Source organism: Agrococcus carbonis, assembly GCF_900104705.1.
In the GTDB taxonomy this organism is placed as follows: Bacteria; Actinomycetota; Actinomycetes; order Actinomycetales; family Microbacteriaceae; genus Agrococcus; species Agrococcus carbonis.
Window position 1 is genome coordinate 951,557 of record NZ_LT629734.1, and the last position, 17,577, is coordinate 969,133.

Consider the following 17,577-nt stretch of genomic DNA (forward strand, 5'->3'; position numbering starts at 1 on the left):
TGGCCGCGTGAACGACGCCACGCTCGCCGCGCTCGACCGGCTCGACGTCCTGCGCTCGGCGCTCGAGTCGGTGCCGCTGCCGCTGCCGACGGCGGCGGCGGACGCGGCGCGCGAGGCGCGGGCGGCGGCGGTGCGGCAGATCGACGACTACGTCGGACCGCGCATCGGCGACCTCGAGGCGCCGCTGCTCGCGGTGGTCGGCGGCTCGACCGGCGCCGGCAAGTCGACGCTCGTCAACGCGCTCGTCGGCCTCCCCGTCACCCGCACCGGCGTCATTCGTCCCACGACGCGGCAGCCCATCCTGCTCCACGCGCCGGGCGACGCGGCCTGGTTCGCGTCCACGCGCATCCTGCCCGGCCTCGCCCGCGTGCGGGGCGCGGTGCGGGATGCGCCGGCGCAGCAGGCGGGCGAGGATCCGGATGCCGGGCAGATCGGCTCGGTCGTGCTCGTCGCCGATGAGCGCGTGCCGCAGGACCTCGCGATCCTCGACGCCCCGGACGTCGACTCGATCGCCGACGAGAACCGGGCGCTCGCCGCGCAGCTGCTCGCGGCCGCCGACCTGTGGCTGTTCGCGACCACTGCCAATCGCTACGCCGACGCGGTGCCGTGGCGGCTGCTCGACGATGCGGCGTCTCGCGACATCACCGTCGGCATCGTGCTGAACCGCGTGCCGCCCGGAGCGGAGGACGAGGTCGAGGCCGACCTGCGGCAGATGCTCGCGGCCCGGGGCCTCGCATCCGCCCCCGTGTTCGTCATCGCGGAGTCGACGCTCGACGAGCGGGGGATGCTGCCGGCGGACGCCGCCGAGGGCGTGCGCGCGTGGCTCGCCGCCATCGCCGGCGACCGGGCCGAGCGCGCGCGGGTCGCGGGGCGCACGCTCGCGGGCGCGGTCGGCCGGCTCGCCGCGACCGCGGCAGCCATCGCCGACGCCCGCGACGAGCAGCTCGCCGTCGCGCGCGACCTGCGCGAGACGGTGCTGGGCGCCCACGACGACGCCGCCGACCGCATCGGCGACGCGACGCGCGACGGCGTGCTGCTGCGCGGCGAGGTGCTCGCGCGCTGGCAGGACTTCGTGGGCACCTCCGACGTCTTCCGCACGCTCGAGTCGTGGTTCTCGCGCACCCGCGACCGCGTGACCGCGTGGTTCCAGGGCAGGCCCGCACCGCCGATCGAGGTCGAGCACGAGATCGAGACGGGCCTGCACGCCGTGATGCTCGACGAGGCGGGCCGAGCGGCGTCGGACGCGTGGGCGCGCGTGCGCCACTCCGCGGTCGGCCGCGCCCTCACCGACGGCGCCGATCTCGCGCATCCCTCCCCCGACGTCTCCGAGCACGCCGCCCGGCTCGTCCGCGAGTGGCAGCAGGCGCTCGTCGAGCTGATCGGCGAGCAGGCGGCGGGCAAGCGCACGAAGGCGCGCGTGATGTCGCTCGGGCTCAACGTCATCACGGTCGCGCTCATGGTCGTCGTGTTCGCCTCGACCGGCGGCCTCACCGGCGGCGAGCTCGCGATCGCGGGCGGCTCGGCGGTCGTCGGGCAGAAGCTGCTCGAGACGATCTTCGGCGAGGATGCGGTGCGTCGCCTGGCCGCGCAGGCCCGCGACGACCTCGACGCGCGCGTGCACGCGCTGCTGCGCGAGCAGGCGGGGCGCTGGGATGCGCTGCTCGCGCCCGTCGAGGCGGGCGCCGACGGCGAGACGCTCCGGGAGGCGGCGAGGCGGCTCGAGGCGGCGATGGCCGAGGTGGCGGCGGGCGGTGCCGGCATCGGCGCCGTCCCGGGCGACGGTCCGCAGGAGCCGCTGCGGTGAGCGCGCCCGCGGTGGACCACCTGCTCGGCGCGCTCCACGAGGCGGCGGAGCTCGGCGCCGGCCGCGTGCCGGAGGCCGACCTCGAGCACGTGCGGCGCATCCTCGAGCGCGCCGGCGAGCGCCGCTCCCTCTCGAGCGAGCACACCGTCGTCGGCTTCTTCGGCGCGACGGGATCGGGCAAGTCGTCGCTCATGAACGCGCTCGTCGGCGAGCCGATCGCGCGCACGCACGTGCGGCGGCCGACCACCGCCGTGCCGCTCGCCGCGGTCTGGGACCCGCGCGGCGCATCCGCCCTGCTCGACTGGCTGCAGGTGCACGACCGCCGGGTGATCGAGCGTCCGTTCGCGACCGATGCGCGCGGGCGGCCGCAGGAGCTCTCGCTCATCCTGCTCGACCTGCCCGACTTCGACTCGGTCGCGATCGAGCACCGCGCGATCGCCGAGCGGCTCGCGGGGCAGGTCGACGTGCTCGTCTGGGTCGTCGACCCGCAGAAGTACGCCGACGCCGTGATCCACCGCGAGTTCATCGCGCCGCTCGCGGCCCACGCATCCGTCACCGCGGCCGTGCTCAACCAGGTCGATCGACTGCCCGCGGCCGAGGTGCCCCACGTCGTCGACTCGCTGCAGGGGCTGCTGCGCCGCGACGGGCTCGAGCGGGTGCAGGTGCTCGCGGTCTCGGCGACCGAGGGCACGGGCATCGACGCGCTGCGGCAGCGGATCGCCGCGTTCGCCGCCGAGCGGCAGGCGGCGTCGCAGCGGCTCACCGCCGACGTGCGATCGGTCGCCGCCCGGCTCGAGCCCGCGGGTGCGCCGGGCCGGCTGCGGGGCGCGGACGCGCAGGCGCTCGAGCGCGGGCTCGCCGCGGCTGCGGGCGTCGACGCCGTCGCGGCCGCCGTCGCGGGCTCGTACCGCAAGCGAGCGGGACAGGTGACGGGCTGGCCGCTCACGGCGTGGATGCTGCGGCTCGCGCCCGATCCGCTGCGGCGCCTGCACCTCGCGTTCGGGCGCGAGCGCGGCCGCGAGGCCGACGTGCACCGCACGAGCCTGCCACCGATGACCGCGGCGCAGCGCGCGCAGGCCGGCCTCGCGGTGCGCGCCTACGCAGAGACGGCCGCCGAGGGGCTCGGCGCCGGCTGGTCGGCGGCGATCCGCGAGCATGCGGCGGATGCGCTCGAGGCGCTCCCGGCGGAGCTCGACCGGGCGGTCGCCCGCACCGACCTCGGCGCGCGCGCCTCCTGGTGGTGGCCGCTGCTCGCGGCGATCCAGTGGCTCGTGCTCATCGTCGCGGTCGTGAGCGGGGTCTGGCTGCTGCTGCCGCTCGTGCTGCCGCTGTGGGACATGGTCGCGCCGGCGATCCCGCAGGTCGCGGAGACGGAGACGTGGCTCGACGGCTGGCCGGTGCCGCTCGTCGGGCTGCTCGGCGGCGTGCTGCTCGGCATCGTGCTCGGGCTCCTCGGCGCGCTCATCGGCGGCGCGGTCGGGGCGGCGAGGCGCTCGCGGGCTCGGCGGCGGCTGCGCGCGCAGGTGCGGGCCGTCGCGCGGGAGCACGTCGTGCTGCCAGTCGAGGGCGAGCGCGAGCGCGCCAGGGAGTTCGCCGTCGCGCTCGCGCGCGCGGCTGGCCGCACTCCCTAGCCCTGGGCCACCGCCGGAGCGGGCAGGAGGAGCAGGGTCAGCGCGCCGCGGCCGCGGCTCGCGCCGCGGCGGCGGACGACGCCGCGAGCGCGCGGGCTGCGCGCTCGCGCGCCTCCTCGCGCGTCACCGTGAGCAGCTCGGCGCGCACGTCGGCGATCGCCGACGCGCTCATCGACAGCGACGTGACCCCGAGCCCGACGAGCACGACCGCGAGCGCCGGGTCGGCGGCGGCCTCGCCGCACACGCCCACGGGCTTGCCCGCCGCGGCCCCCGCATCCCCCAGCATCTTGACGAGCCGCAGCACGGCAGGATGCCAGGGATCCTGCAGCGCGGCGACGGAGCCGAGCTGCCGGTCGGCGGCCATCGTGTACTGCGTGAGGTCGTTCGTGCCGATCGAGACGAAGTCGGCGACCTCGAGCACCTGGTCGGCGAGCACCGCGATCGACGGCACCTCGGCCATCGCGCCGACGCTGCGCAGGCCCATCTCGCGCCCGAGCCGCACGAAGTACTCGGTCTCCTCGCGATCGGCGATCATCGGCGCCATCACGAACAGGTCGGCGTCGGTGGCCTCCTGCGCCGCCGCGAGCGCGGTCAGCTGGTCGCGCAGGATCTGCTCGCTCGCCCGCAGCGCGCGGATGCCGCGCAGACCCAGCGCCGGGTTCTCCTCGTGCGCGTCGTTCAGGAACGCGAGCGGCTTGTCGGCCCCGGCGTCGAGCACGCGCACGACGACCTTCTTCCCCGGGAACGCGCGCAGCACATCCGTGTACGCCGCGGTCTGCTGCTCGACCGTCGGTGCCGTCGAGGCGCCGAGGAAGAGGAACTCGGTGCGGAACAGCCCCACGCCCTCCGCCCCCGCCTCGACCGCAGCGGGCGCGTCCTTCGCGCTGCCGACGTTGGCCATGAGCGGCACCGGCGTGCCGTCGGCGAGCGCCCCGGGCGTCACGGGGGCGGATGCGGCGGCGAGGCGCATCTCGCGCTCGGCACGGGCGGCGGCGACGGATGCGTCGTCGGGGTCGAGCACGACGGTGCCGGCCTTCGCGTCCACGATCGCGCGCTGCCCGTCTGCGGCGGCCGCGAGCAGGCCCACGACGCCGACGACCGCCGGGAGCGACTTCGAGCGCGCGAGGATCGCCGTGTGGGAGGTCGGGCCGCCGTCCTGCGTGACGAGGGCGAGCGTCTTGTCGAGGTCGAGCGTCGCGGTGTCGGCGGGCGCGAGGTCGCGCGCGACGAGGATGAAGGGCTCGTCGGAGACGGGCACGCCGGGTGCGGGGACCCCCCGCAGCCGCGCGACGACGCGCTGCGCGACGTCGTCGAGGTCGGTCGCGCGCTCGGCCATGTAGCCGCCCATCGCGGTGAGCATGTCGCGGAACGCGGCGTACGCGTCCCATGTCGCGCGCTCGGCGTTCGCCCCGCCGTCGAGACGCGTGCGCACGTCGTCGAGGATCGCCGGGTCCTGCGCCATGAGCGACGCCGCCTCGAGCACCGCTTGCGCGTCGCCGCCGGCAGCGGCTGCCCGCGCGTCGAGATCGGCCGCGACCGCCGCGAGCGCCTCGCGCACCCGCTCGTGCTCGGCGGCGGCGTCGGCCTCGAGCGGCTCGTCGCTCGGCGGCGCGAGGGGCTCCGGCATCCGCAGGACCTTCGCGACGGCGATGCCGCGACCGACTCCGACTCCTGAGAGCGCACTCATGCGGCCACACTACGCTGGGCCGCCGAACCGTCGCCATCGCAGCAGAGGGGTCCTCGTGAAGCAGCTCATCGAGCGGGTGCAGCAGTGGAGACCCGTGCGCGCCTGGCAGCGCTACGGCGCGACGAACGGCCCGGTGCTCTCGCAGGGCATGACGCTGCAGGCGTTCCTGTCGATCTTCGCCGCGCTCTTCGTCGCCTTCGCGATCTTCATGGCCGTGCTCGGCGGCAACGTGCAGCTGCGCGATGCGGTGATCGAGTCGATCTCGCGCTCGGTGCCGGGCCTCATCGGCGAGGGCGCCGCGATCGACGTCGACTCCCTCACCGGCTCGGCGATCGTCGGCTGGGCCGGCGCGATCGCGGCGGTGTCGATCGTGTTCACGGCGATCGCGTGGATCGGCGTGAGCCGCGAGGGCTTCCGCGCGATGTTCGAGCTCGACGACCCGAAGGCGAGCTTCGTGCTGCTCAAGCTCGGCGACCTCGGCGTCGCGGTCGGCATCGGGCTGCTCGTGGTCGTCTCGGCCGGCGTGCAGGTCGTCGCCACGGCGCTCGTGGAGGCGGTGGGGCTCGGCTGGGCCGCCGCCGTCATCGGCATCCTCGTGCAGCTCGCGCTCGACACGACGATCGTGCTGCTGCTGTACCGCTTCGGCGGCCGGCTGCGGCTCCCGGCGAAGCAGGTCGTGCCCGCAGCCCTCGCGTGCGCGGTCGCGTTCTTCGTGCTCAAGCAGGTCGCGACGCTGCTGTTCGGCGCGGTCGAGAACAACCCGCTGCTCGCCGGCGTCGCGGCGCCGGTCATCATCCTCATCTGGTTCGGCTTCATCATGCAGATCCTGCTGCTCGTGCTCGCCTTCGTCGCGGTCGGACCGACCGGCCGCGCCTACACGCGCCTCGTGCAGGCAGGCGGCATCGATGCGCGCCTCAGCCCCGAGAAGGCGCAGGAGCTGCTCGACGAGCTGCACGCGAGCGAGCGCGCGGGCGACGATCAGGTGCGGCTGCACAAGCGGCTCGCGAAGCGCATCCGCTGAGAAGCGGGTCTCGTGACGCGTGCGCCTGCGGCGCGCGCTCCTCGACCGACGGGCGGACGGCGGGCGAGGCAGGAGGCGTCGGCGGCGCTCGGTAGGCTCGGTGGCATGGTCCGCATCGCCTCCGTCAACGTCAACGGCGTGCGCGCCGCGTTCCGCAAGGGCATGGGCGAGTGGCTCGAAGCAGGCGACTTCGACGTCGTCGCGCTGCAGGAGGTGCGCGCGCTCGACGAGGACCTGCTGCCGCTCGTGCCGGGCTGGCACGTGCTGCATGACCCCGCGACGGCGAAGGGCCGCGCCGGCGTCGCCGTGCTCTCGCGCGAGCCGTCGATCGAGCACCGCACCGACATCGGGCTCAAGACCTTCGACACGAAGGGCCGCTGGCTCGAGGCCGACTTCCTGCACGGCGAGACGCTGCTGACGGTCGTCTCGGCGTACGTGCACTCCGGCGGCGAGGTCGGCACGCCCAAGCAGGACGACAAGTTCCGGTTCCTCCAGTCGATGGGCAAGCGCCTGCCGCAGCTGCGCGCGCACACCGACCACGTCGTGGTGATGGGCGACTTCAACGTCGGCCACACGCCCCTCGACATCAAGAACTGGAAGGGCAACCAGAAGAACGCCGGCTTCCTGCCCGAGGAGCGCAGCCACCTCGACCGCTTCTTCGGCACCGGCATGGTGACGGGCGTCGACGGCGTGCGGGGCCGCGGGCACGGCTGGGTCGACGTCGGCCGCGCCGCGCATCCCGACCAGGACGGCCCCTACACGTGGTGGTCGCAGCGCGGGAAGGCGTTCGACAACGACGTGGGCTGGCGCATCGACTACCACATGGCCTCCCCGGCGCTCGCGAGCACCGCCCGCGACTACCGCGTCGAGCGCGCGAGCGCGTGGGACACCCGGTGGTCGGACCACGCTCCCGTCATCGTCGACTACGACCTGTGACCACACCTACGAGGAACGCATCCATGGCCAACCCCCGCCTCTACTCGGGGATGCAGCCCTCCTCGGGCTCGCTCCACCTCGGCAACTACATCGGCGCGCTCCAGCAGTGGCGCGCGATGCAGAGCGACTACGACGCCTTCTTCTCCATCGTCGACCTGCACGCGATCACCGTGCCGCAGCCGCCCGACGTGCTGCGCGAGCAGGTGCGCACGCTCGCCGCGCAGTACATCGCCGGCGGTATCGACCCCGATCGCTCGTGCCTCTACGTGCAGTCGCACGTCGCCGCGCACGCGCAGCTCGCGTGGCTGCTCGGCACCATCACGGGCTTCGGCGAGGCGAGCCGCATGACGCAGTTCAAGGACAAGACCGCCAAGGGCGGGCAGGAGTCGGCCTCGGTGGGCCTGTTCACCTACCCCATCCTGATGGCCGCCGACATCCTGCTCTACGACGCCGAGATCGTGCCGGTCGGCGACGACCAGAAGCAGCACGTCGAGCTCACCCGCGACCTCGCCGAGCGCTTCAACAAGCGCTTCGGCGCGACGTTCACGGTGCCGAAGCCGCAGATCCTCGCCGACGGCGCGCGCATCTACGACCTGCAGCAGCCGACCGCGAAGATGTCGAAGTCGGCCGACAACGACAAGGGCATCGTCTGGCTGCTCGACGAGCCGGCCAAGACCGCGAAGAAGATCCGCTCGGCCGTCACCGACACCGAGGGCTCGATCCGCGCCGACAAGGCCGAGAAGCCGGGCGTCACCAACCTGCTCGACATCCTGAGCGCGATGACGGGCACGCCGGTCGCATCGCTCGAGGCCGAGTTCGCCGGCCAGGGCTACGGCGTGTTCAAGACGGCGGTGGCGGATGCGGTGGTCGCCGAGCTCGCACCGGTGCGGGAGCGCACCCTCGAGCTGCTCGCCGACCGCGGCGAGCTCGACCGGCTGCTCGCGGCCAACGCCGACCGCGCGGCCGAGGTGGCCGACGCGACGCTCGGGCGCGCGCTGGAGGCGATGGGGCTGCGATGAGCGCCGACGCGGATCGGCCGCTCGCGGGCCCGATGCTGCCGGTGATGGGCCGCAAGGTCGTGCTGACGGCGCTCCGCGAGGACGACGTCGACCGCGTGCTCGAGGCGTGCTCGGCACCGCAGGTCGGCCGCTGGCTCGACGCGCCGTGGCCGTACGCGCGCGCCGACGCCGAGGCCTTCGTGCGCGAGTTCGCGCCCGCCGGCTGGCGCGGCGAGCACGAGGAGCGCGTGTGGGCGATCCGCGAGTCGCTGCGCGGCCCGCTCGCGGGCGTGATCGGCCTGCGCACGCAGATCGGCGAGGTCGGCTTCTGGCTGCACCCCGACGCCCAGGGCAAGGGCCTCATGTCGGATGCGCTGCGCACGGTGGTCGGGCACGCCGAGGGCTGCCTGACGTGGCCCGAGGTGCATTGGGCCTGCTACGACGGCAACCTCGCCTCGATGCGGGTCGCGAAGGCGGCCGGCTTCACCTACCTCGGCACGCGCGAGGCCGAGCATCGCGGCGAGCGGGTGCTGCAGCACCACGCGGTGCGCGTCGCCGGCGGTACGCCCGCGGACGCGCGCCCCTGGCCGCCGCTCGACTGAGCGCGCGCCCACGCACCCGACCCGACCGCCCGCCCGACGGCCCGCTCGAGGGAACCGCTCGAGGGGAACCGCTCCGGGACCGTCGCGCGCCACCGCATCCGCCGCGTGGGTGGTCACGACGCGCCGTGGTCGGCGCCTGGGGTGGTCACGACGCGCCGCGCGCCCGCGCCGCGACACGGCGCGTCGTGACCACCCCCGGGCGGGCGGATGGTCGGGAATGCCCGGCGAGATCGCGCAGTTGTATGGTGGCAGTGCAACGTGCCCGGGGTCAGTGCAAGTCTGAACCGGCGGTGAGAGTCCGCGACCCGTGAGCCCGTCTCGTCCGAGGCGGTCGATCGGCTGAGCTGGTGGAATTCCAGCACCGACGGTGAGAGTCCGGAGGGGAGGCGCACGTGGGGTCGCACGCGACCCCGCTGATCCCCGCGCGCGTTCGGAGAGGAACGGATGTCGGAGATCACCGCCGCTGAGCGCGCCGCGATGGCGCGTGCGCGGGAGCTCGCCCTGCGCGGTCCGCGCGGCGTCAACCCGCAGGTCGGCGCGGTCATCCTCTCCCCCGACGGCCGCACCCTCGCCGAGGGCTGGCACCGCGGCGCCGGCACCGCCCACGCCGAGGTCGACGCGCTCTCGCAGCTCGCCTCCGGCGGCGCCGCCGGAGCGACCGCGGTCGTCACCCTCGAGCCCTGCAACCACACCGGCCGCACCGGTCCGTGCGCGGTCGCGCTGCTCGACGCGGGTGTCGCGCGCGTCGTCTACGGCGCGGCCGACCCCGGCGAGGCCTCGAGCAACGGCGCCGAGCGGCTGCGCGAGGGCGGCGTCGACGTCGCCCGCACCGACGAGGCCGAGGCGGAGGCCCTCATCGCCGACTGGCTGTTCGTGCAGCGCACCGGCCGGCCGCGCGTGACCGTCAAGTGGGCCCAGTCCCTCGACGGCCGCGCCGCCGCCGCCGACGGCACGAGCCAGTGGATCACCGGCCCCGAGGCCCGCGCCCACGTGCACCGCGAGCGCAGCGCCCACGACGCGATCGCCGTCGGCACCGGCACCGTCCTCGCCGACGACCCGCGCCTCACCGCCCGCATCGAGGGCATCGACGACGCGCCGCAGCCCGTCCCCGTCGTCTTCGGCGAGCGCGCCATCCCCGCAGACGCGGCGCTCCGCAGCCACCCGCGGGGCCTGCGCACGGCCGGGCACGAGCTCGAGCGCGAGCTCGCCGACCTCGCCGGCGACGGCATCCAGACCCTCTACGTCGAGGGCGGGCCGACGCTCGCGAGCGCGTTCATCCGCGCCGGGCTCGCCGACCGCTTCACCATCTACCTCGCGCCGACCCTCCTCGGGGGGCCGCGCACCGCGCTCGACGCCATCGGCGTCAGCACCATCGACGAGCAGCGCCGCCTCGCGGTGACGCGGCTCGAGCAGCTCGGCCGAGACCTGCTGGTCGAGGCCACGACAGAGAGCGAGCAGTGATGTTCACCGGCATCATCGAAGAGCTCGGCGAGATCGTCTCGTTCGAGCCCCACACGACCGAGCAGGGCGGCGACGCGTACCGCCTGACCGTGCGCGGCCCGCTGGCCGTCAGCGACGCATCCCACGGCGACTCGATCGCCGTGAACGGGCTGTGCCTGACGGTGGTCGAGCAGACGGCGGATGCGTTCACCGCCGATGTCATGCAGGTCTCGGTCGACATGTCCACGCTCGGCGACCGCCGCCCGGGCGATCGCGTCAACCTCGAGCGCGCGGCCGCCGTCGGCGACCGGCTCGGCGGCCACATCGTGCAGGGGCACATCGACGGCACCGCCCGGGTGCTCTCCGTCGTGGACGGCGACGGCCAGCGCACGGTGCGCTTCGCGCTCGACCCCGCACTCGCGCACCTCGTCGTCCGCAAGGGCTCGATCGCCGTCGACGGCATCTCGCTCACCGTCTCGGCCGTGAGCGAGCCCGACGAGGCCGAGCAGTGGTTCGAGGTCTCGCTGATCCCCGAGACGCTCGCCACCACAACCCTCGGCTTCCGCGCGGTCGGCGACCGCGTCAACATCGAGACCGACATCGTCGCTCGCCACGTCGAGCGCATGCTGCAGCTGGAGGACAAGCGATGAGCATCACCACCATCGACGTGGCACTGAAGGCGCTGCGCGACCGGAAGCCCGTCATCGTCGTCGACGACGAGGGGCGCGAGAACGAGGGCGACCTGATCATGTCGGCGCAGCTGGCGAGCGCGGAATGGGTGGCCTTCATGGTGCGCCACACCTCCGGCTACCTGTGCGCGCCGCTCACCGCCGAACGGGCCGACGAGCTCGGCCTGCCGCTCATGGTGCTCGAGAACGAGGACACCCGGCAGACCGCGTACACGATCACCGTCGACGCGGCCGACCGCACCAGCACCGGCATCTCGGCCGACGACCGCGCGCACACCCTGCGCGTGCTCGGCGACCCGGCCTCCACCCCCGAGAGCCTCCGTCGCCCCGGCCACATCGTGCCGCTGCGCGCCGTCGAGGGCGGCGTGCGCGCCCGCGCCGGCCACACCGAGGCCGCGGTCGAGCTCATGCAGCTCGCCGGGCTCGAGCCGGTCGGCGTCATCGGCGAGCTCGTGGAGGACAGCGGCGAGATGCGCCGCCTCCCCTCCCTCATCGCCTTCGGCGAGGAGCACGATCTGCCCGTGATCACCATCGCCGACCTCATCGACTACCTCGACGCCGACGGGCTGCCCACGGCGTGCGGCGGCGACAACGAGGAGTCGGCGCGGGTCTCGTTCGAGGTCGAGACCGACGTGCCCACCCGCTACGGCACCTTCCGCATCGCCGCGTACCGCGACCGCCAGACGGGCGCCGACCACGTGGCGATCATCGCCGGCGACGAGCTCAGCGACGGCGCGCTCGTGCGCGTGCACTCCGAGTGCCTCACCGGCGAGGCGCTGCACTCGCTCAAGTGCGAATGCGGCCCGCAGCTCGACGACGCGATGCAGCAGATCCAGCAGGCCGGCGGCGGCATGGTCGTCTACCTGCGGGGCCACGAGGGCCGTGGCATCGGGCTGATCAACAAGCTGCGCGCCTACCGCCTGCAGGAGGACGGCCTCGACACGCTCGACGCCAACCTCGCGCTCGGCCTGCCGGCCGACGCCCGTGAGTACGGCGCCGCCGCGGCGATCATCCGCGAGCGCGGGATGCGCTCCATCAAGCTGCTCTCGAACAACCCGCTCAAGCGCGAGGCGCTCGAGCAGCACGGCATCGAGGTGAGCGAGCTCGTGCCGCTGCTCGTGGGCGTCGGCGCTCACAACGAGCAGTACCTCGCGGCCAAGCGCGACCGGATGGGCCACCGCCTGCCCGACCGCATCACGCAGAACGACGAGCAGGGAGAGGGCTGAGCCATGGCAGGAGAGGGACGCCCGGAGGGTTCCGGGCTGGACGCGAGCGGGCTGCGGATCGCGGTCGTGCACGGCCGCTGGCACGAGCGGATCGCCACCGGGCTGCTCGAGGGCGCGCGCCGCGCGCTCGCCGAGATGGGCGCCGACGTGACCGAGCTGCCGGTGCCGGGCTCGTTCGAGCTGCCGGTCGTGGCGCAGGCCGCGCTCGAGGCGGGCTTCGACGGCGCGGTCGCGCTCGGGGTCATCATCCGCGGCGGCACGCCGCACTTCGAGTACGTCTCCGAGGCGGCCACGATGGGGCTGACGGATGTCGCGGTGCGCACCGGCAAGCCCGTGGGCTTCGGCGTGCTCACCCTCGACGACGAGCAGCAGGGCATCGACCGCGCGGGCCTGCCGGGCTCCAAGGAGGACAAGGGGCGCGAGGCCGCCGAGGCGGTCGTCGAGGCCGCCCTCGCGCTGCGCTCGCTGCACGGCTGACGCGTCCCCACGCATCCGCCCGACCCATGGTGGCCGGGCGGATGCGTCGTCTCCGGCGGATGCGACCCCGGGGCCGCACGGCCCGGCGGGTACACTGGAGTGTCGTCCCCCAGGAGCCGAAGCTGACTCCGACGCGGCCGGCGCGTCACGAGCGCGCCGAACCCTCCGCGCGCAGCACATCCGCACCCGACGCGCGCGATCCTCCACCAGGAAGCAGCATGTCCCTCTCCGCAAGCCAGGCGACCGCAGCGTCGTCGCAGCAGCAGCCCGCCAACTCGCGCGGCCGCGTCATCTTCGCGAGCCTCATCGGCACGACGATCGAGTTCTACGACTTCTACGTCTACGCGACCGCCGCCGTGCTGGTGTTCCCGCACCTCTTCTTCCCCACCGGCGACGAGACGACCGCCCTGCTCGCGTCGTTCGCCGCGTTCGGCGCCGCGATGGTCGCCCGCCCGATCGGCTCGGTCGTGTTCGGCCACCTCGGCGACAAGCACGGCCGCAAGATCACGCTCGTCGGCGCCCTGCTCACGATGGGCATCGCGACGTTCCTCATCGGCGTGCTGCCCACCTACGGCCAGGTCGGCTGGATCGCCGCGGCGCTGCTCGTGCTCATGCGCCTCGCGCAGGGCTTCGCGCTCGGCGGCGAGTGGTCGGGCGCGGCGCTCGTCGCGACCGAGAACGCCCCGGTCGGCAAGCGCGCCTGGTACGGCACGTTCCCGCAGCTCGGCGCGCCGATCGGCTTCATCATCGCCAACGGCCTCTTCCTGCTCATCGCGGCGCTCCTGCCGAGCGACGACCCGTCGATGCCCTCCGAGGCGTTCCTCGAGTGGGGCTGGCGCATCCCGTTCCTCTTCTCGGCCGTCATGGTGATCGTGGGCCTCTACGTGCGCCTGAAGCTCGTCGAGTCGACGTCGTTCGAGAAGGCGAAGACGACCGGCACCATCCAGCGCATGCCGCTCGCGACCGTCTTCCGCGACTACTGGAAGGAGCTCATCCTCGGCACCTTCTTCATGCTCGCGACCTACGTGCTCTTCTACCTGATGACGGCGTTCTCGCTCACGTACGGCCGGGCTCCGGTCGACGCGGAGGTGCCGGGCCTCGGCTACTCGTACACGACGTTCGTGCTCATGCTCATCGTCGGCGTCGTCTTCTTCGGCATCTTCACGATGGTCTCCGGCCCGCTCGCCGACCGCTTCGGCCGCCGGAACACCCTGATCTGGGTGACGCTCGCGATCATGGCGTTCGGCCTGCTGTGGGTACCGCTCACCGGCGGCGGCTTCTTCGGCGTCATGCTGTGGCTCATCCTCGGCATGTCGCTCATGGGCTTCACGTTCGGGCCGATGGGGGCCCTGCTGCCCGAGCTCTTCCCGACCAACGTGCGCTACACCGGCTCGGGCGTGAGCTACAACGTGTCGTCGATCCTCGGCGCCGCGGTCGCGCCGTTCATCGCGGTGGCGCTGTGGACCGCCGGCGGCGGCAGCGTCTTCTGGGTCGGCGTCTACCTCGCGGGCGCGGGCGCGCTGACGCTCATCGCCCTGCTCCTCTCGAAGGAGACGAAGGATCTCGACATGGAGCGCTGAGCGCTCTCGACGGATGCTGCGGCCGGTCGCCCGAGGAGGGCGGCCGGCCGCTCGTCGTCAGACCGTGCGGTCGGCGATGGTGCGCACGCGCGTGATGGTCGCGTGCCCCGCGGCGAGCCGCTCCATGTCGCTGCCGGGCGCGTCGTCGGCGCGGTGCTCGCGGATGGACAACCGCACCTCATCGCCCGCGACCTCGGTGAGCGTCGTCTGCACGATGCCGAACGGCGCGAGGTGCGCCTCGACGAGCTCGAGCCCCTGGGCGTCGGGCACGTTCGGGACGTTGAGGTTGAGCACGGCGCCCGCGGGCGCGCCAAGCAGCGTCGCGAGAGCGGTGCGGGCGACCGCGCCGGCGGTGCCCCAGTGCTGCTCGTCCGCTTCGACGAGCCCGACGTCGAGCGAGACGGCGAGCGCCCGCACGCCGCCCTGCCCCGCGGTGAGCGCGGCGCCGACGGTGCCCGAGTGCATGATCGCGCCGCCGACGTTCGCGCCGCGGTTGATGCCGCTGAGCACGACGTCGGGCGTCTCGCCGAACGAGCCGTGCAGCGCGAGGAGCGTGATGAGGGCCGGCGCCGCGTGCACCGCGTAGGCCTCGCCCTCGAAGCCGGCGATCGCGCGGCGCTCGGAGCGCACCGTGCCCTTGCCGCCCGCCGCGGTGACCGCGGTGCCCTGCGTGGCGATGATGGACGCGCTCGCGCCGGAGTGCTCGTGCGCCGGCGCCGCGATCACCACCTCGAGCCCCGCGTCGGCCGCGACGGCGGCGAGCGCCGCGAGCCCCGGCGAGTCGATGCCGTCGTCGTTCGTGATCAGTGCGCGCATCAGTCCTCCTCGTCGTGGTCGCCGAGCCGATGCAGCTCGACCCGCTCGGCGATCGCGCGGATCGCCTCGGCGTCGCCGGTGCCGAGGCCGCGCCGCGTCGCGTTGACCGCGCCCGCGGCGGCGCCCAGGCGCACCGCCTCGTCGTGGTCGCCGCCGCTCGCGAGGACGGCCGCGATGCCCGCGGTGTAGGAATCCCCCGCGCCGCTCGTGTCGACCGGCTCGAGCTCGGGCGCGGCGACGCGCCAGGCTCCGTGCTCGCCGACGACGATCGAGCCTTCCTCGGCTCGCGTGATCGCCACGAGCGCGATGCCCTCGCGGGCGAGCGCGCGTGCCGCGTCGAGCAGCTGCTGCTCGTCGTCGCCGTCCTCGACGCGGCCGTCGGCGACGAGCTCCTCGTGGCTCACCTTGAGCACGTCGACCCCGCCGTCGAGCGCCGCTTCGAGCCGGTCGCCCGCGAGGTCCACGAGCACGGGCTTGCCGAGCTCCCGCACGTCGTTCGCGAGCCGTCGATAGACGTCGGCCGGCAGGAGCGAGTCGCCCTCGGGACCGGAGAGGATGACGAGATCCGCATCGGCCGTCTCGCGCAGCACGGTCGAGTAGAGCGAGTCGAGCGTGTGCCGCGAGAGCGGCTCGCCCTGCGCCTCGACGACCGCCACGCGCTCGCCCCCGCGCCGATCGTGCACGTACGCGGGGCTGATGCCCTCGCGCTCGATCGCCGCGACGACGAAGCCCTCCCGCTCGAGCAGCTGCCGCGCGACCGCCCCGATCTCCCCGGTGACCGTGCACGCGAGCGCGACCTCCACGCCGAGCGCCACGAGCATCCGCGCCTGCCAGACGCCCTGCCCGCCCACGTGGAGGTGGACGTCGGGCTCGCCGCGCACCTCCTCGATCGTCACGGTGAGCATGGGAGCGGGGGCGAAGATGAGCACGCGAGCCATGCGCCCACGCTACGCAGGGCTCCTGGAGGTCAGCGGAGCGTCACCGCAGGAACAGCGCGCGGAGCCGCGTCGTGGTGAACCACAGGCCGAGCACGATCATGGCCGCGAAGTACAGCAGGTGGATGCCGATCGAGGGCTGGATGAGCCCCGTCGTGAGCTGCCGGATCATGTCGACGCCGTGCCACAGCGGCATCGCCTGGATCACCCATTGCAGGCCCTGCGGGTAGACCTCGATCGGGAAGAACGTCGCCGAGAGCAGGAACATCGGCATCATCAGGAAGTACACGTAGTCGAGGTGCTGGAAGGTCTTCATGTAGCTCGTGATCGCCATGCCGAAGGAGGCGAACCCGAAGGCGATGACGAGCGCCGCCGGGATGGCGAGCACGGCCGTCCACGAGAGGTTGAGGCCCATCATCGTCGTCACGAGCATGAACCCGCACGCGTAGAGCAGACCGCGGAAGAGCGCGAGCAGGATCTCCCCCAGCGCGACATCGAGCGGGCCGAGGGACGTCGAGAGCATCTGCTGGTAGAGCTTCGCGAAGTTCATCTTGAAGAAGACGTTCATCGTGGAGTCGTAGACGGCGCCGTTCATCGCGCTCACCGCCATGAGGGCGGGCGCGATGTAGGCGGCGTACTCGACGTCGACGCCGTAGAACTCCACGGTGCCGATGAGCGCGCCGAGGCCGACGCCCATCGACAGCAGGTAGAAGACGGGCTCGAAGAAGCCGGTCAGCACGACCACCCAGTTGGTGCGCGCCATCACGTGCAGGCCGCGCAGGAACACCGAGCGCGTGTTGCCGGCGTAGATGCCGCGCAGCGGCCCGCGGACCGTCGGGGCGGGCGCTTCGAGGAGCTCAGGTGTGCGCAGCTCGGTCACTTGTCGAGCCTCCGTCGGAAGGTGCGGATGGAGAGCAGGCACGCGACGAGCGCCACGAGCACGAGGTAGCCGAGGTGCACGAGCAGCATCACCGGCGGCAGCTCGGCGCCGTAGAGGGCGCTGCGGCCGAGCTCGGCCGCGTGCCACAGCGGCGAGATCCAGCCGATCCAGTGCAGGAACGCCGGCAGCGTCTCGAGCGGGAAGTAGGTGCCCGAGAAGAGCGTGAGCGGCACGACCACGAAGCGCTCGACGAACGACAGCTGGCCGCGGTCCTCGGTCTGGGTCGACACCCACGCCATGACGGCGAAGCCGGCTGCGGTCGCCAGCAGCAGCCCGATCGGGATCAGCAGCAGCGCACCCGTCGCGGTGCCGATCCCGAAGACGATCATGACGGCCGAGAACGCCACGAGCGGCAGCAGCACGCGCACGAGCACCGAGACCTGGAAGCCGACGGCGATGTGCGCGGGCCCGATCGGGGTGCCGTTCATGGCGAAGAACATCGGGAACCACTTGAAGCCGCCGAAGACGCCGTAGGTGTTCTCCTGCGCGGCCGTCTGCATCGCGGTCGCCATCGACAGGGCCGGCGCGATGAAGACGAGGTAGGGCACGCCGTCGACGCCCTGGGCGCCCTGGTTCGCATCCACGAGCAGCCCGAGGCCGAGGCCGAGCCCGAGCAGGAAGAGGAACGGCGAGCCGACGCCGATCGCGACCCACGAGGCGACGTACGCGCGCATGGCGCGGATGCGGTGCTCGGCGACGAACCACCAGCCCCAGACCCGCGCTCGGCGCGCGACGGCGCCGTGGTCGACGCCTCCCTCGTCGGCGACCCGGTCGCGCTGCGCTGCGATGCTCATC

The 17,577-nt window shown here is 73.7% G+C and carries 16 protein-coding genes and 1 riboswitch; of the genes, 11 read left to right on the forward strand and 5 right to left on the reverse strand.

The features are described from left to right. Positions 1–7: 7 nt before the first annotated feature. The gene (locus tag BLT67_RS04580; RefSeq protein ID WP_092665927.1) at positions 8–1,804 is read left to right on the forward strand and encodes a dynamin family protein; all 1,797 of its coding nucleotides are present in this window, start codon (positions 8–10) and stop codon (positions 1,802–1,804) included. Beyond that, the gene (locus tag BLT67_RS04585; protein WP_092665928.1) at positions 1,801–3,435 is read left to right on the forward strand and encodes a GTPase; all 1,635 of its coding nucleotides are present in this window, start codon (positions 1,801–1,803) and stop codon (positions 3,433–3,435) included. The genes BLT67_RS04580 and BLT67_RS04585 overlap by 4 nt, the downstream gene beginning before the upstream one ends. Before the next feature lie 37 nt (positions 3,436–3,472). Here BLT67_RS04585 and ptsP read toward each other — a convergent pair whose 3' ends face one another. Beyond that, the gene (gene ptsP / locus BLT67_RS04590; RefSeq protein WP_092665929.1) at positions 3,473–5,122 is read right to left on the reverse strand and encodes a phosphoenolpyruvate--protein phosphotransferase; all 1,650 of its coding nucleotides are present in this window, start codon (positions 5,120–5,122) and stop codon (positions 3,473–3,475) included. A gap of 55 nt (positions 5,123–5,177) precedes the next feature. Between ptsP and BLT67_RS04595 the strand changes: the two genes are divergently transcribed. From BLT67_RS04595 to BLT67_RS04635, 9 genes are all read left to right on the forward strand, one after another. Next, positions 5,178–6,143, forward strand: a complete 966-nt coding sequence (locus BLT67_RS04595) for a YihY/virulence factor BrkB family protein (protein ID WP_157674174.1) — start codon at positions 5,178–5,180, stop codon at positions 6,141–6,143. A 105-nt stretch (positions 6,144–6,248) separates the two neighbouring features. After that, the gene (locus BLT67_RS04600; RefSeq protein ID WP_092665930.1) at positions 6,249–7,079 is read left to right on the forward strand and encodes an exodeoxyribonuclease III; all 831 of its coding nucleotides are present in this window, start codon (positions 6,249–6,251) and stop codon (positions 7,077–7,079) included. Positions 7,080–7,102: 23 nt separating this feature from the next. After that, a complete protein-coding gene (trpS, locus tag BLT67_RS04605) occupies positions 7,103–8,098 on the forward strand; it encodes a tryptophan--tRNA ligase (RefSeq protein ID WP_092665931.1) in 996 nt (331 codons plus the stop codon). Further along, on the forward strand, positions 8,095–8,679 hold the full coding sequence (locus tag BLT67_RS04610) for a GNAT family N-acetyltransferase (protein WP_092665932.1): 585 nt from the start codon (positions 8,095–8,097) through the stop codon (positions 8,677–8,679). The genes trpS and BLT67_RS04610 overlap by 4 nt, the downstream gene beginning before the upstream one ends. Positions 8,680–8,933: 254 nt before the next feature. Further along, a riboswitch (FMN riboswitch) is annotated at positions 8,934–9,075 on the forward strand. A 48-nt stretch (positions 9,076–9,123) separates the two neighbouring features. Further along, positions 9,124–10,140, forward strand: coding sequence for a bifunctional diaminohydroxyphosphoribosylaminopyrimidine deaminase/5-amino-6-(5-phosphoribosylamino)uracil reductase RibD (ribD, locus tag BLT67_RS04615; protein WP_231945588.1), 1,017 nt, complete (start codon positions 9,124–9,126; stop codon positions 10,138–10,140). Continuing rightward, on the forward strand, positions 10,140–10,769 hold the full coding sequence (locus tag BLT67_RS04620) for a riboflavin synthase (RefSeq protein ID WP_092665933.1): 630 nt from the start codon (positions 10,140–10,142) through the stop codon (positions 10,767–10,769). Before ribD ends, BLT67_RS04620 begins: the two co-directional genes overlap by 1 nt. Continuing rightward, positions 10,766–12,034, forward strand: a complete 1,269-nt coding sequence (gene ribB / locus BLT67_RS04625; protein WP_092665934.1) for a 3,4-dihydroxy-2-butanone-4-phosphate synthase — start codon at positions 10,766–10,768, stop codon at positions 12,032–12,034. Before BLT67_RS04620 ends, ribB begins: the two co-directional genes overlap by 4 nt. Positions 12,035–12,037: 3 nt before the next feature. Continuing rightward, the gene (gene ribH, locus BLT67_RS04630) at positions 12,038–12,511 is read left to right on the forward strand and encodes a 6,7-dimethyl-8-ribityllumazine synthase (RefSeq protein ID WP_092665935.1); all 474 of its coding nucleotides are present in this window, start codon (positions 12,038–12,040) and stop codon (positions 12,509–12,511) included. A gap of 218 nt (positions 12,512–12,729) precedes the next feature. Continuing rightward, positions 12,730–14,091, forward strand: coding sequence for an MFS transporter (locus BLT67_RS04635; protein WP_092665936.1), 1,362 nt, complete (start codon positions 12,730–12,732; stop codon positions 14,089–14,091). A gap of 57 nt (positions 14,092–14,148) precedes the next feature. Here BLT67_RS04635 and surE read toward each other — a convergent pair whose 3' ends face one another. The 4 genes from surE to BLT67_RS04655 are packed head-to-tail and all read right to left on the reverse strand — an operon-like array spanning position 14,149 to position 17,576. Further along, positions 14,149–14,907 (reverse strand): 5'/3'-nucleotidase SurE, encoded by a 759-nt coding sequence (gene surE / locus BLT67_RS04640; RefSeq protein WP_092665937.1) that lies wholly within the window; start codon positions 14,905–14,907, stop codon positions 14,149–14,151. Beyond that, the gene (locus BLT67_RS04645) at positions 14,907–15,845 is read right to left on the reverse strand and encodes a 1-phosphofructokinase family hexose kinase (protein WP_092665938.1); all 939 of its coding nucleotides are present in this window, start codon (positions 15,843–15,845) and stop codon (positions 14,907–14,909) included. The genes surE and BLT67_RS04645 overlap by 1 nt, the downstream gene beginning before the upstream one ends. Positions 15,846–15,885: 40 nt before the next feature. Further along, positions 15,886–16,713 carry an ABC transporter permease gene (locus BLT67_RS04650; RefSeq protein ID WP_407922519.1) on the reverse strand — a complete coding sequence of 276 codons (828 nt, stop codon included), beginning with the start codon at positions 16,711–16,713 and terminating at the stop codon, positions 15,886–15,888. Positions 16,714–16,718: 5 nt separating this feature from the next. Then, complete coding sequence (locus tag BLT67_RS04655) at positions 16,719–17,576, reverse strand: ABC transporter permease (RefSeq protein ID WP_092665940.1); 858 nt, start codon at positions 17,574–17,576, stop codon at positions 16,719–16,721. Position 17,577: the final 1 nt, after the last annotated feature.

Bases quoted from the DNA above. Each gene is read 5' to 3' on its own strand.
- trpS (WP_092665931.1), top strand. From the start codon at position 7,103: ATGGCCAACCCCCGCCTCTACTCGGGGATGCAGCCCTCCTCGGGCTCG.
- BLT67_RS04600 (WP_092665930.1), top strand. From the start codon at position 6,249: ATGGTCCGCATCGCCTCCGTCAACGTCAACGGCGTGCGCGCCGCGTTC.
- ribB (WP_092665934.1), top strand. From the start codon at position 10,766: ATGAGCATCACCACCATCGACGTGGCACTGAAGGCGCTGCGCGACCGG.
- BLT67_RS04610 (WP_092665932.1), top strand. From the start codon at position 8,095: ATGAGCGCCGACGCGGATCGGCCGCTCGCGGGCCCGATGCTGCCGGTG.
- surE (WP_092665937.1), bottom strand. From the start codon at position 14,907: ATGCGCGCACTGATCACGAACGACGACGGCATCGACTCGCCGGGGCTC.
- BLT67_RS04620 (WP_092665933.1), top strand. From the start codon at position 10,140: ATGTTCACCGGCATCATCGAAGAGCTCGGCGAGATCGTCTCGTTCGAG.
- BLT67_RS04635 (WP_092665936.1), top strand. From the start codon at position 12,730: ATGTCCCTCTCCGCAAGCCAGGCGACCGCAGCGTCGTCGCAGCAGCAG.
- BLT67_RS04645 (WP_092665938.1), bottom strand. From the start codon at position 15,845: ATGGCTCGCGTGCTCATCTTCGCCCCCGCTCCCATGCTCACCGTGACG.
- ptsP (WP_092665929.1), bottom strand. From the start codon at position 5,122: ATGAGTGCGCTCTCAGGAGTCGGAGTCGGTCGCGGCATCGCCGTCGCG.
- ribH (WP_092665935.1), top strand. From the start codon at position 12,038: ATGGCAGGAGAGGGACGCCCGGAGGGTTCCGGGCTGGACGCGAGCGGG.
- BLT67_RS04655 (WP_092665940.1), bottom strand. From the start codon at position 17,576: ATGAGCATCGCAGCGCAGCGCGACCGGGTCGCCGACGAGGGAGGCGTC.
- ribD (WP_231945588.1), top strand. From the start codon at position 9,124: ATGTCGGAGATCACCGCCGCTGAGCGCGCCGCGATGGCGCGTGCGCGG.